The sequence below is a fragment of the Arthrobacter sp. UCD-GKA genome, from assembly GCF_001863355.1.
Classification (GTDB): Bacteria; Actinomycetota; Actinomycetes; order Actinomycetales; family Micrococcaceae; genus Paeniglutamicibacter.
The window spans coordinates 187,236-199,048 of sequence record NZ_MOLR01000004.1 but is presented as its reverse complement, the minus strand read 5'-3'; the positions used below and the strand labels follow the sequence as shown (position 1 = coordinate 199,048).

The 11,813-nt window shown below is 70.2% G+C and carries 12 protein-coding genes; 11 read left to right on the top strand and 1 reads right to left on the bottom strand.

Annotated elements, in window-relative coordinates; genetic code table 11:
* Nucleotides 1-175 precede the first annotated feature (175 nt).
* The 8 genes from BLJ79_RS07205 (at nucleotide 176) to BLJ79_RS07170 (ending at nucleotide 8,310) form a co-directional block, all read left to right on the top strand.
* A complete protein-coding gene (locus BLJ79_RS07205) occupies nucleotides 176-514 on the top strand; it encodes a bifunctional 3-phenylpropionate/cinnamic acid dioxygenase ferredoxin subunit (RefSeq protein ID WP_071214042.1) in 339 nt (112 codons plus the stop codon).
* Nucleotides 515-773: 259 nt separating this feature from the next.
* Entirely contained in the window at nucleotides 774-2,009 is a 1,236-nt protein-coding gene (bioB, locus tag BLJ79_RS07200) for a biotin synthase BioB (protein ID WP_071214041.1), read from the top strand.
* Nucleotides 2,006-3,382 (top strand): adenosylmethionine--8-amino-7-oxononanoate transaminase, encoded by a 1,377-nt coding sequence (gene bioA / locus BLJ79_RS07195; protein ID WP_071214040.1) that lies wholly within the window; start codon nucleotides 2,006-2,008, stop codon nucleotides 3,380-3,382. Before bioB ends, bioA begins: the two co-directional genes overlap by 4 nt.
* Nucleotides 3,366-4,580 carry an aminotransferase class I/II-fold pyridoxal phosphate-dependent enzyme gene (locus BLJ79_RS07190; protein ID WP_071214039.1) on the top strand — a complete coding sequence of 405 codons (1,215 nt, stop codon included), beginning with the start codon at nucleotides 3,366-3,368 and terminating at the stop codon, nucleotides 4,578-4,580. The genes bioA and BLJ79_RS07190 overlap by 17 nt, the downstream gene beginning before the upstream one ends.
* Nucleotides 4,577-5,749, top strand: coding sequence for a cytochrome P450 (locus tag BLJ79_RS07185; RefSeq protein WP_071214038.1), 1,173 nt, complete (start codon nucleotides 4,577-4,579; stop codon nucleotides 5,747-5,749). Before BLJ79_RS07190 ends, BLJ79_RS07185 begins: the two co-directional genes overlap by 4 nt.
* Complete coding sequence (bioD, locus tag BLJ79_RS07180) at nucleotides 5,746-6,531, top strand: dethiobiotin synthase (RefSeq protein ID WP_071214488.1); 786 nt, start codon at nucleotides 5,746-5,748, stop codon at nucleotides 6,529-6,531. The genes BLJ79_RS07185 and bioD overlap by 4 nt, the downstream gene beginning before the upstream one ends.
* A gap of 87 nt (nucleotides 6,532-6,618) precedes the next feature.
* On the top strand, nucleotides 6,619-7,830 hold the full coding sequence (locus tag BLJ79_RS07175; RefSeq protein ID WP_071214037.1) for an NAD(P)/FAD-dependent oxidoreductase: 1,212 nt from the start codon (nucleotides 6,619-6,621) through the stop codon (nucleotides 7,828-7,830).
* A gap of 114 nt (nucleotides 7,831-7,944) precedes the next feature.
* Nucleotides 7,945-8,310, top strand: a complete 366-nt coding sequence (locus BLJ79_RS07170) for a non-heme iron oxygenase ferredoxin subunit (protein WP_071214036.1) — start codon at nucleotides 7,945-7,947, stop codon at nucleotides 8,308-8,310.
* On the opposite strand, the gene BLJ79_RS07165 is transcribed toward BLJ79_RS07170, so the two are convergent.
* A complete protein-coding gene (locus BLJ79_RS07165; RefSeq protein ID WP_139194768.1) occupies nucleotides 8,307-9,140 on the bottom strand; it encodes a hypothetical protein in 834 nt (277 codons plus the stop codon). The genes BLJ79_RS07170 and BLJ79_RS07165 overlap by 4 nt on opposite strands.
* Nucleotides 9,141-9,343: 203 nt before the next feature.
* Between BLJ79_RS07165 and BLJ79_RS07160 the strand changes: the two genes are divergently transcribed.
* From BLJ79_RS07160 to BLJ79_RS07150, 3 genes are all read left to right on the top strand, one after another.
* Entirely contained in the window at nucleotides 9,344-10,630 is a 1,287-nt protein-coding gene (locus BLJ79_RS07160) for an MFS transporter (RefSeq protein WP_071214034.1), read from the top strand.
* Between the two features lie 79 nt (nucleotides 10,631-10,709).
* On the top strand, nucleotides 10,710-11,162 hold the full coding sequence (locus BLJ79_RS07155; protein ID WP_071214033.1) for a DedA family protein: 453 nt from the start codon (nucleotides 10,710-10,712) through the stop codon (nucleotides 11,160-11,162).
* A 152-nt stretch (nucleotides 11,163-11,314) separates the two neighbouring features.
* Nucleotides 11,315-11,809 (top strand): Lrp/AsnC family transcriptional regulator, encoded by a 495-nt coding sequence (locus BLJ79_RS07150; RefSeq protein ID WP_071214487.1) that lies wholly within the window; start codon nucleotides 11,315-11,317, stop codon nucleotides 11,807-11,809.
* The last annotated feature ends 4 nt before the right edge of the window (nucleotides 11,810-11,813 follow it).

Genomic DNA, 11,813 nt, shown 5'->3' with positions numbered 1-11,813 from the left:
CCGAAGATATAAACGTATTTGGGAAATTTGGGTGCAGGATCTTCCCGGCGGACTCACTGAGCCTTGGCGGTTGGGCCGTGGGCCGAAAGGCGGGATGATGGAGCAACATCTTTTCCTATATCCATCGCTTTCGCGCAAGGCGCGGAGGCGACGGGGCACACCAGGAGGCACCCTCATGAGCGAGGCAATAAACATCGGTTCCGTCGACAGCATCGATGAAGGCGAAGCCATCGTGATTCCGTCCGAAGACAACGGCACGAAGGACGACATCGCGGTGTTCCACGCCGAGGACGGGAACTTCTATGCCATCAACGACGAGTGCACCCACGAGACCGCTTCGTTGGCCGACGGTTGGATCGAGGGCACCGAGGTGGAATGCCCGGTCCACGCGGCGAAGTTCTGCCTGAAGTCCGGCACCGCACTCTGCCTGCCGGCTACCGTGGCTGCCCGCACGCACAAGATCGAGGTCCAGGACGGGGAGCTGCTGCTTTACCCCGACACCCCGGCCGTGTAGGCACTGTGGCCCAAGGGGCCCGTCCGGTGGCGCCAGGAATTTGTTCTTGGCTCGATCTGGACGGGCCCTTGCCGTTTGCGGGCGCCGACGGAGGCATGCCGGCCAATCGCGGTGAAGCCGAGATGATTGAACGGTGTTCAATTGGCGTGTAGTGTGATCCGGGAATGATTGAACGGTGTTCAATGGGTTGTTCGGGCTGCCAACGCATGGACCTGTTGCCCTGGCACCGCCGAGAAGCGCCCGACCGGAAGGCCCCGCCATGACCACGACCGATACCATCCCCGCCCCCGCTGCACCTGCCACCACCGCCGGGATCCTGGACGCAGCAGACCTGGCCGCCCGCATCGACGCCGGCCACCGGCTCACCGCCGACGAAGCCCTCGCCGTCCTGCAGACCCAGGACCAGGACACGCTCGGGCTGGTTGCCGCGGCCGGAACCCTGCGCCGCAGGCACTTCGGCAACACCGTGAAGGTCAACTACCTGGTCAACCTCAAATCGGGGCTCTGCCCCGAGGACTGCACCTACTGCTCCCAGCGTCTGGGCTCCAAGGCCGAGATCCTCAAGTACACCTGGCTCAAGCCCGAGGAAGCGGTGCATCAGGCCGGGCTCGGCATCGCCGGCGGAGCCTCGCGCGTGTGCATGGTCGCCTCCGGCAAGGGCCCCAGCGACCGCGACGTGGACCGCGTGGCCACCATGATCGGCCAGATCAAGGACGAGCACCCACAGGTGGAGGTCTGCGCCTGCCTGGGCATCCTCAAGGCCGGGCAGGCCCAACGGCTTGCCGCCTCCGGGGCCGATGCCTACAACCACAACCTGAACACCGCAGAGTCCCTCTACCCGGAGATCTGCTCGACCCACACCTTCGCCGAGCGCGTGGACACCGTCGGGGCGGCCAAGGACGCCGGGCTCTCCCCGTGCTCGGGGCTCATTGTGGGCATGGGCGAGACCCCCGAGCAGCTCGTCGAGGCCGTCTTCGCGCTGCGCGAGCTGGAGGCCGACTCCATCCCGGTGAACTTCCTGATGCCCTTTGACGGCACCCCGCTTGCCGGGACCTGGCACCTGACGCCGATGGCCTGCCTGCGGATCCTCTCCCTGGTCCGTCTCGCCGCCCCGGCCGCCGAGCTGCGCATGGCCGGCGGCCGCGAAATGCACCTGCGCACCCTGCAGGCCACCGCGCTGGCCGTGGCAAACTCCTTGTTCCTCGGCGACTACCTCACGTCCGAGGGCCAGGATGCGCGCCGCGACCTGGAAATGATCTCTGATGCCGGGTTCGTGATCCTGGGCCAGGAGGACACCGACCCGGCGGAGCTTGCCGCACGCCTGCGCCACCGGGCTGACGAAGCCCCTGCCGCAGCGAGCGAACCCGCCGGCTGCGGCAGTGCCTGCGGTTCCGGCTGCGGTGCGGGCGCTTCCCTGGGTTGCGGCCCGGCCCAAGGCGCCGAACCGGTGCTGCGCCGCCGCGGTGCAGGAACCGGCGAAAGCCCCAACGCATGAGCGCCGCAACGTCCTTGGTGAGCCAGGGACAGGACCTGCTGGCACGGGACGCAGGACTGCTCTGGCACCCCTACGCTTCCCTCGATGCAGGCGCCCGCTACGCGGTCACCGGTGCCAGCGGCGTGCGGCTCACCCTCGAGGACGCCAGCGGCAGCCATGAGGTCATCGACGGCATGGGCTCCTGGTGGTCGATGGTGCACGGCTACCGCAACCCGGTGCTGGATGCCGCTGCCCATGCGCAGATCGACTCGTTCAGCCACGTGATGTTCGGCGGGCTGACCCACGCCCCGGCCGTGGAACTGGCCGAGCGGCTCGTGGCCATGGCCCCGGGCGAGCTGGCCCACGTGTTCCTGGCCGACTCCGGCTCGATCTCCGTGGAGGTCTCGCTCAAGGTCGTGCTGCAATACCAGCACGCCCGCGGGCACAGCGGAAAGCAGCGCTTTGCGGCGCTGCGCGGCGGCTACCACGGGGACACCTTCGCGGCGATGGGTGTCTGCGACCCGGTGGACGGCATGCACGCCGCCTTCTCCCGGCCCGGGGCCGAACAGCTCTTCCTGCCCCGGCCGCCGGCCGCCCGGCTGACCGAGGAGGGCAGCTGGGAATTCGACGTGGTCGAATTTGCCGCCTGGGAAACCGAATCCCGCGCGCTGGCCGCGGCCCATGCCCCGGAACTGGCCGGGATCATTGCCGAGCCCCTCCTGCAGGGCGCCGGGGGCATGTACGCCTACGCCCCGGCGGCGCTGCGCGTGCTGCGCGAGATCGCCGACGCACACGACCTGCTGCTGGTGCTCGATGAGATCGCCACCGGCTTCGGGCGCACCGGGAAGCTGTTCGCCAGTGAATGGGCGGGCGTGGTGCCGGACGTGATGTGCGTGGGCAAGGCGCTGACCGGCGGCTACCTGAGCCTGGCCGCGATGCTCTGCACCCCGAAGGTCGCCGGCGCCCTGGACGGGGCGCACGGCAACGGCTCGGCGCTGCTGCACGGGCCCACGTTCATGGGCAACCCGCTGGCCTGCGCGGTGGCCAATGCCTCCCTCGAACTGCTCACCGGCGGAGGCAACCCGCGCGCCGCCGACGCACCCTGGAGCGGCCAGGTTTCCGCACTGTATGCCGGGCTGCGCGAGGCCCTCGCCCCGGCCGCCGTGTTGCCCTGCGTGAAGGACGTGCGGGTGCTGGGCGGGGTCGGCGTCATCCAGCTGCACGAGCAGGTGCGCGTGGCGGAGGTGACCGCGGCCGCGGTGCGCCACGGGGCATGGGTGCGCCCCTTCCGCGATTTGGTCTACGTGATGCCGCCCTACACCAGCGGCGCGGAGGAGATCCGGCTGCTGGGCGCCGCCCTTGTCGCGGCGGTGGACCATGTCCACGGCCCCTAGCCTTGCCCCGGCCGCCGATGCGCCCGCGGCCGTTCCGGAGGCGTGGGGAACGTGGCTGGGCGGGCGGGCACGGGTGCGCGCGGCCCGCGGGCTGCACCGGGTGGAGAGCGATCGCGGGCACCTGGTGGACCTGGCCTCCAACGACTACCTGGGCCTGGGTACGCACCCGGCGGTGCGTGCCGCCTCCGGGGAGGCCGCGGCCCGCCACGGAGCCGGTGCCGCCGCCAGCCGCGTGGCCACCGGCACCGTGGCGGTGCACAGCGCGCTCGAGGAGGCGCTGTGCGCCTACACCGGCAGGAACACCGCGCTGGTCTTTTCCAGCGGCTACACCGCCAACATCGGTGTCCTGCAGGCCCTGGGCGGACCGGGCAGCCACTTCATCCTCGACGCCCATGCCCACGCCAGCCTGATCGACGGCGCCCGCCTCTCCGGGGCCAGGGTGGCCACAGCCGCGCACAACGACCTCGACGCCGCCAGGGCGCTGCTCGAGGCGAACCGCGACTCGCCGGCACCGGCCCCGCGCGTGGCGCTGGTGCTCGAATCCCTCTATTCGGTGCTGGGGGATGCCGCCGACCTGGCCGCCGCGGATGCGCTGTGCGCCGAGTTCGGCGCGCTGCTTCTCGTCGACGAGGCCCACTCGCTGGCCGCCACGCGCAACGGCTCGGCGCTGCGTGCCGCCGGGCTGGCAGGTTCCGGGCACATCATCGCCACCGCCACGCTCTCCAAGGCCCTGGGCTCCCAGGGCGGGGTGGTGCTGCTGGGCGGGGAAACGGCGGGGTTGCTGCGCGAGCACCTGGTGAACACCGCCCGCAGCTTCCTCTTTGACACAGCGCTGGCCCCGGCCGCGGCCGGCGCCGCACTGGCCGCCTTGGAACTGGCCGACGCGCAACTGCTGGGACGGCTGGAACGCAACGCCGCCCTTGTGCACGACACACTGTCCGCGGTGCCGCATCTTTCCGGGCGCATCGAGCGGGGCGCCGGCGCGGTGCACTCGATCACCATGGCCAACGCCGCCACCGCGGTGCGCACCGCCGCGGCCCTGCGCGCCCGCGGCATCTCCGTGGCCTGCTTCCGGCCCCCGTCCGTGCCCGACGGGGTGTCCCGGCTGCGGATCACCGCCCACGCCAACCACCACCGGCGCGAGCTGCTCGCCGCGCTGCACACCATTGCCGCCACCATCCTGGAGGAAGAATCATGAGCTGTCCCTTTGCCGGGTCCACGGCCGTTGCCCCAACGTCCGCGCCGCTGGCCACGGCCCTGCCCGGCACCTACCCCGCGGCGGTCAACAACCGCTACCGCAGCATCGAGGACCCCGCCCTGGTGCGCCGGATCCTGCAGCGCCCCGAGGATTTCACCCCGGCCAACGCCCTGGACACCGCCATCGACCTCGAACCCGCGGCCCTGCGCATCCTGGCCGCCGAACGCTTCTTCCTGCCCCCGGTGCTGGCCAGCGCCGGCGGGGCAGCGCACCTGGCGGTCCGCCGCATCGTGGCACGCTTCTTCAGCCCCGCCAGGGTCGCCGCCCAGGCGGAGCCCATCCGGGCACGCGTGGCCGGGATCTGCGCCGCACTGGCCGCCGACTACCGCAACGGCGCCCGCGTCGACCTGGCCGCGCACCTGGCCGCGGTCATCCCGCCCGAGGTCATGGCCCGGCTCACCGGGATCCCGGTCCCGCCCGCCGCCGACCTCAAGGCCTGGAGCCTCGATTCCCTGGAGCTCTTCTGGGGCTGGCCCGACGCCGCCCGGCAGCGGGAACTTGCCGCCAGCGCCGCCGGATTCCACGCGTGGCTGCGCACCTCGGTCGCGCAGGCCGTGGCCCGCGACGACGGAAACCTCTATGCGGCGCTGCACCAAGGCGGGGTGGACCTGGACCGGATCCGCTCACTGGGCTACTTCCTGACCATTGCCGGACAGGAGACCACGGCGATGCTCATCTCCACGACGCTGGCCGCCGCGCTGCACGGGGGCCGCTGGGATTCCTGCGCGCAGGAATCCGCGGCCGCACAGCTGGTGGCCCGGTCGCTGGCGCGCGCGTCCTCGGTGCCGACCTGGCGCCGGGTGGTGCGGGCCGACATCGAGCTGGATGGTGTGCGCTTTGCCGCCGGGGAGCAGCTGGTGCTCCGGCTCTCGGGCGGTGCCCTGATGGAGGACGGGGACGATGATTCCCTGGCCTTCGGGTTCGGGATCCACCGCTGCCTCGGCGCGGGGCTGGCACGGATGGAAACCGAGGTGGTGCTGCACACCGCGGCCCGCGCGCTGCCGGGGCTCAACCCGGCCGGCGGGGAACCGGACTGGATGCACCTGCTCTCCTTCCAGTGGCCGCGTACCGTGTTCAGCTCGTGGCCGGGTGCGGGGGTGGCGGCATGATCGTCGCCGTCACCGGGACCGACACCGACGTCGGCAAGACCGTCCTCACCGCGGCCCTGGCCGCCGGAGCCCTGGATGCGGGGCATTCGGTGGCCATCTACAAGCCCGCCCAAACCGGCGTGGAACCGGGGCAGGGCGGGGATGTGCACGCGATCGGGTCCTGGCTGGGGAACCCGCCGGAGCTCACCCTGTCGGAGGGAGTGCGGCTGAAAGATCCGATGGCCCCGGTGGATGCCGCGCTGCACGCAGGGGGCCCGGCAGCCGCCGCGGCGCTGCCCACCCTGGCCGACCACCTGCGTCGCGCCCGGGCGCTGGCCAAGTGGCACGATGTGCTGCTCATCGAGGGCGCCGGCGGCCTGCTGGTGCCCTTGACCCTGGCGGGGGAAACCATCGCGGATATTGGCCGCGGGCTGGGTGCCCGGTTGGTGGTGGCCACCCGCCCGGACCTGGGGACGTTGAACCACACGGCGCTGACCCTGGAAGCCGCCGCGGCGCGCGGCTTTGCCCGCGGGGTGCTGGTGCCGGGAAGCTTCCCGGCCGACCCCACCGCACTGCAGCAGCGGAATCGGTCGAATTTGCGCGCGCTGGCCGGGCGCCACGGCTGGGCCTGGGCCGACGGCCCACCAGCCGGAGCCGTGGCCAACCCGGCGCACAGTCAGCTGATCCTGCACGCGGCGGGCCGGAAACTGGCCCCGGTGCTCGTCGAAGCGCCGTTGCACGTTGCCCCGGACACCACGGACGGCCGTCCCCGCTTTGTGGCGGAGCCCGCCCGCGCGGGATGATGGGAGGGCAGCAGTCGGGCACAAACTCGTGCCAGCACGCAGCACTGAACGTCCATGACCACATCCACGGATCGGCACCACACAACCATGAGCATTGAATCCATCCTGATCGTTGGCGGCGGCCTGGCCGGGTTCACCGTCGCGCAGAACCTGCGCACGCGCGGCTTCACCGGGACCATCGACCTCATCGACCCCGCCGGGATTCCCTACGACCGCCCACCGCTGAGCAAGGCCTACCTGCTGGGGGACAAGGACGCCGCGGGCATCGAACTGGCGCCGGCCTCCTGGTTCTCCGAACACCGGGTCGGACTTCTCCGCGCCACGGTGCACGCGCTGGCGATCGAACCGCTGGGCGTGGAACTGCAGGACGGCAGGAAACTGCACGCCGACATCCTGGTGCTGGCCACCGGCGGCTCCGCCCGTCCGTTGCCGGTGGCCGGCGGCGACCTGGACTCGGTGCTGGTGCTGCGCAGCCGCGCCGATGCAGACACGCTGCGCGGCAAGCTCGCCCCGGGCATCCGGCTGGCCATCGTCGGGGCCGGACTCATCGGCGCCGAGGTCGCCTCCTCGGCCCTCGCCCTCGGGGCAGAGGTCACGCTGATCGACCCCGTCGAGACCCCGCTGGTGCCCGCCGTGGGCCCAGAGCTGGCGCGACGCCTGCACGCCATGCACTCCGGTGCGGGCATCACCGTCGTCCACGGCACGCCCGCGGGCATCACGCGAACCGGGGCGGGCCACCGGATCGAGCTGGCCGACGGCCGGGTCCTCGAATGCGACGAGGTGCTCGTGGGCATCGGCATCATCCCCAACACCGCCCTCGCCCAGGGCGCAGGCCTGGCGACCGACAACGGCGTGCTGGTCGACGAGCACCAGCGCACTTCGCACCCGGGGATCTACGCGGTGGGGGACATGGCCCGCACCCGGTCCGTCGACGGGACGCTGCAACGGCGTGGCGAGCACTGGGAACACGCCATGAACACCGGGGCCACCGCGGCCGCGGCGATCCTGGGCCAGGAACCACCGGTGCACGGCGCCTCGTGGTTCTGGTCCGACCGCCACGGCACCCACGTCGAGGGCGTGGGGGACATGAACGCCGAGGGCACCACCATCCTGCGCCTGAAAGAGGGGGAACCGGTGGCCGCCTTCAACGTTGCCGCGGACGGGCGGATGCTCGGGGCCGCGGCGATCGACGGCGGGCTGATGATCCGGGCGGCCCGGCGCATCATCGACCGCGGCATCATTGTTCCGCCCGAAGCGCTTGCCGACCCCGAAGTCCCGCTGAAGAAACTGGCCCGCTGACTCCCGGCCCTTCCTTCGTGCCCCTTGCCCGCCGGTGCGCGGAAGGGCAAGACTGGGGGCAGTGGCGGCCGGTTCTCCCGGGCTGCCCTCCCGACGGAGAGGTGCGCGAATCACATGGACACCGAAAAAAGCCCCGGTTTGCCGGCCGTCGACCTGGGTGGCGAGGACCTGCTCGAACCGGGCACGGCCCTGCTGGTCCCCGCGGAAACCAGCGGATACCCGGAGGACATAGGGCTCTTTCGCGCCGACTCCGGGGTTTACTACGCGCTGGATGATGAATGCCCGCACGAGGTCGCGTCCCTGTCCGAGGGCTGGATCGAGGACGACGAGGTCGAATGCCCCTTGCATTCCTCGCGCTTTTGCCTGCGCGACGGGAAGGTGCTGTGCCTGCCGGCCGTCCGCGATGCCCGCACCCACAAGGTCCAGGTCCTTGCCGGGCGGGTGCTGCTGCATCCGGGAACGGCCGCCGGCGGGAACTAGGACTGCGAGGTGAATCCCCGCACGCGCTCCAGCGCCGCGGCCGTCCCGAGCTCGGCCCGGTCCGCCGGGTTGACCCAGTAATGCTCCAGGGTGCGCATCAGCTGGTCCGGGTTGGCGGTGAGCTCGTGGACCAGGATCACCAGGGACTTGGCCCCGACGGCCTCCCCGGCCCGGGGACGCACCACGATCCAGGCAGGGCCGCGCCTGCCCAGTGGCCGGTGGCGGGCCGGATCGGTTGGCTCGATGCCCTCGAGGTCGTTCCAGTAGATTTCCCGGGTGCCGCGCGAGGAATACAGCACGATGCGGCTGCGGGTGAGGTAGACCCCGGGATCCTGGGATGCGGCGGCAATGCGCGCCATGCGGATCCCGCGGTTCAAGACGTAGACCCCGATCCCGAGCAGGAAGACCGTCAGCAGGACGATCAGTACCATCGGGTCGTAGCTGTGGATGATCAGCAGCCGTGCGCTCAGCGCCACGGTGGCCACCAGGATCACCACGGCCAGGCCCATCACCGCGGCGGCCCACTGCGGGGAGGTCCGGAACATCGGGAAGCACGTGGCTGCCCGCGGTCCCGTGCTGGTTCCGACCGCCGCGGTCGCGGCCGCCTGGTCCTCGGTCGGGCGGCGATAGGCCGCCACCACGCCCATCAGCACGGCCAGGGCGCTGGCCAGCAGCCCGGTGGAGAGCACCGGCCGCTCGTGCAGCAGCGCGTACACCCCGGTGCCCGCCAGAAAGGCCAGCAACACAAAGGACGGCACCAAATGGTGGGCCAGATTCCAGCCGCTGTGGCGCGGTGCCCACAACATTTGCTCGGATCCGCTTTTGCTCATGCCAGTAGCGTAATCTGCCCCGGCCCGAAAGCATGCGCGGTACGCGCAAGACAGGTGTCGTCAAAGGGGCGTTCGGAGCAAAACTCGCCTACGATAAACGCACTATGGAATCGATTCGCAAACGTGTCAAAGTGATCACCTGGCTGCTCATCGGGGCCCTGCTCGTGGGGACCGGAGCCGGCATGCTCTCGGGCATGATCTAGTTGGCGCGCACACCCAACGATCCCACGGCCCTTGCCGGCGGCGGCGAGGCGGGGCTCCCCGAGGCCCTGCGCACGCCGACCAAGGACGTCGCCCGCAGCTGGGTGGCCTCGGTCGTGGCGATCAACATCGGCATCAACATCGTCTTCTTCGCCCCCATCAACGTGTTGCTGGGGCTGCAGGCCACGGCGATCGATGCCGGGTCCAAGGAAGCGATCCTCTCGCTGGTCACCGCCTGCGGCGCCTCGGTGGCACTGGTGGCCAACCCGCTCTTCGGCGCGCTCTCGGACCGCACGGTCTCCAAGATGGGACGCCGCTCGCCGTGGATCCTGGCCGGGGCCATCCTTGGCGCCGCCTCGCTGCTGATGCTCTCCGGGGCCACCACCGTCGCGCTGATGCTGCTGGGCTGGTGCGGGCTGCAGGCCGGCGCCAACGCCGCCTATTCGGCCGTCACCGCCACCATCCCGGACCGCGTTCCGGAGCGCCGGCGCGGAGGCATCGGCGGGCTGGCCGCCATGGGCCAGACCGTGGGCATCCTGCTGGGCGCGGTGGTGGGCTTCGCCATCACCGGGAACATCGCCGTGGGCTACATGATCTGCGCCGCGGCCCTGCTGGTTTCCGTGATCCCCTACGTGCTGCGGTCCAACGACCCGCAGCTGCCACGCGAGTTCCGCCCCGCCTTCAACCTGCTGGAGTTCGCCAAGGGCTTCTGGATCAACCCGCTGACCCACCGCGACTTCGGGTGGGCCTGGTTGACCCGGTTCATGATGAACACCGGCAACCAAATGACCATCGTCTACCTGCTCTTCTTCCTCACCGACGTCGTCAAGCACCCGGATCCCGCCGGCGGGGTGCTGGTGCTGACCGGCATCTACGCGGTCATGGTGATCATCAGCGCAGTGATCCTGGGGCCGATCAGCGACAGGAGCGGGAAGCGGAAGATCTTCGTGATCGTCTCCTCGATCGTGGTGGCCTGCTCCGCACTGATCATTGCCGTGTCGCAGAACTTCACCGGCGCCATCATCGGTGCCGCGGTGCTGGGGCTCGGTTTCGGCGCGTACCTGGCCGTGGACTTTGCGCTGCTGACCCAGGTGCTGCCCTCGGCCAAGTCCCGGGGCAAGGACATGGGCGTGATCAACGTGGCCAACTCCCTGCCCCAGGTCATTGCCCCCGCGCTGGCGTTCGTTTCGGTGAAGGTGCTCGGTGGCTATACGGCCCTGTTCATCGTGGCAGCCATCATCGGCATGTTCGGTGCCTTGCTGGTGCGCAACATCCGCTCGGTTCCCTAGGAAATACGCACTGGCCGTTCGATGTATGGCGGCTCACGAAAGTCCGGCTCCATCACCCGGCGCAGATAGGCTGGGAACCATGGACTGGTTAAAAGACGCACCCTTCGGCTGGGCGTTTGCCTTTCTGTTCCTGCTTTCCATGGCCCGTGCAAACACCACCTATTGGCTGGGCCGCGGCATCGCCGCCGGGGTGAAGCACACCCGGTTCCAGCATGTGCTCACCGGGCCGATCTACCAGCGGGCCGAACGCTTCATCCAGCGCTGGGGCATCTTCGCGATCCCGCTGTCCTTCATGACCGTGGGCATCCAGACCGCGGTCAACGCCAGCGCGGGTGTCGCCCGGATGCCGGTGCTGCGCTACCTCCCGGCGGTCGTCGTCGGCTGCCTGATCTGGGCCACCATCTATTCCACCGTGGGCATGGCCGTGATCTACGCATGGCTGGCCCTCGGCTGGCAGTGGATCGTGGCGGGAGCCTTGGTGCTGGCGATTACGACCCTGGCGTGGATCCGCTACCGCCGGCAAAACTCCTGACGCGCAGGCTCCCGCAATCGGCCCGGCCATGAAGTCCAGTCAAGGAGCTGGCGCACCGTCGTGTTCTTCCTGCGGCGCGTTGGGCGCTTTGGCAAATATTCGTCGGTACGATTCAGGGAACCAATGTTTTAGTGCGAAAGCTGGGTACCGGCATGGCCATCACTCAAAGGAATATTCGCCAGTCCAACCCCGTGGAGCTGGACGACATCGACCGCGGGCTGCTGCGCATGCTCACGGAGAATGCGCGCCGCACCAACAACTCGCTTGCCGAGGAACTGGGCATCGCCCCCTCGACCTGCCTGGCCCGGCTCAACGCCTTGCGCTCGGCGGGCGTCATCCGCCGCTTCACCCTGGAAATCGACCCCGAGGTGCTCGGCCACGCGCTCGAGGCGCTGATCTTCGTGAAGATCCGCCCCGGCGCCCGCCACCTGATGTCCTCCTTTGCCGAAGAAATGCGCGCCAAGCCCGGGGTCACGCAGCTGTTCTTCCTGGGTGGCGCCGACGATTTCCTGATCCACGTGGCGGTGCGCGACTCGAAGGACGTGCGCCAGTTCGTGCTCGACAACCTGTCGGCAAACCCGGCGGTGGCCACCACCCAGACGTCGCTGGTCTTCGAGCACAGCCAGGGAGCGGTGCCCTGGCTGTAGCCTT

Excerpts from the sequence above, each read along its gene's own strand:
- BLJ79_RS07205 (WP_071214042.1), top strand. The coding sequence starts at position 176 with ATGAGCGAGGCAATAAACATCGGTTCCGTCGACAGCATCGATGAAGGC.
- bioB (WP_071214041.1), top strand. The coding sequence starts at position 774 with ATGACCACGACCGATACCATCCCCGCCCCCGCTGCACCTGCCACCACC.
- bioA (WP_071214040.1), top strand. The coding sequence starts at position 2,006 with ATGAGCGCCGCAACGTCCTTGGTGAGCCAGGGACAGGACCTGCTGGCA.
- BLJ79_RS07190 (WP_071214039.1), top strand. The coding sequence starts at position 3,366 with ATGTCCACGGCCCCTAGCCTTGCCCCGGCCGCCGATGCGCCCGCGGCC.
- BLJ79_RS07185 (WP_071214038.1), top strand. The coding sequence starts at position 4,577 with ATGAGCTGTCCCTTTGCCGGGTCCACGGCCGTTGCCCCAACGTCCGCG.
- bioD (WP_071214488.1), top strand. The coding sequence starts at position 5,746 with ATGATCGTCGCCGTCACCGGGACCGACACCGACGTCGGCAAGACCGTC.
- BLJ79_RS07175 (WP_071214037.1), top strand. The coding sequence starts at position 6,619 with ATGAGCATTGAATCCATCCTGATCGTTGGCGGCGGCCTGGCCGGGTTC.
- BLJ79_RS07170 (WP_071214036.1), top strand. The coding sequence starts at position 7,945 with ATGGACACCGAAAAAAGCCCCGGTTTGCCGGCCGTCGACCTGGGTGGC.
- BLJ79_RS07165 (WP_139194768.1), bottom strand. The coding sequence starts at position 9,140 with ATGAGCAAAAGCGGATCCGAGCAAATGTTGTGGGCACCGCGCCACAGC.
- BLJ79_RS07155 (WP_071214033.1), top strand. The coding sequence starts at position 10,710 with ATGGACTGGTTAAAAGACGCACCCTTCGGCTGGGCGTTTGCCTTTCTG.
- BLJ79_RS07150 (WP_071214487.1), top strand. The coding sequence starts at position 11,315 with ATGGCCATCACTCAAAGGAATATTCGCCAGTCCAACCCCGTGGAGCTG.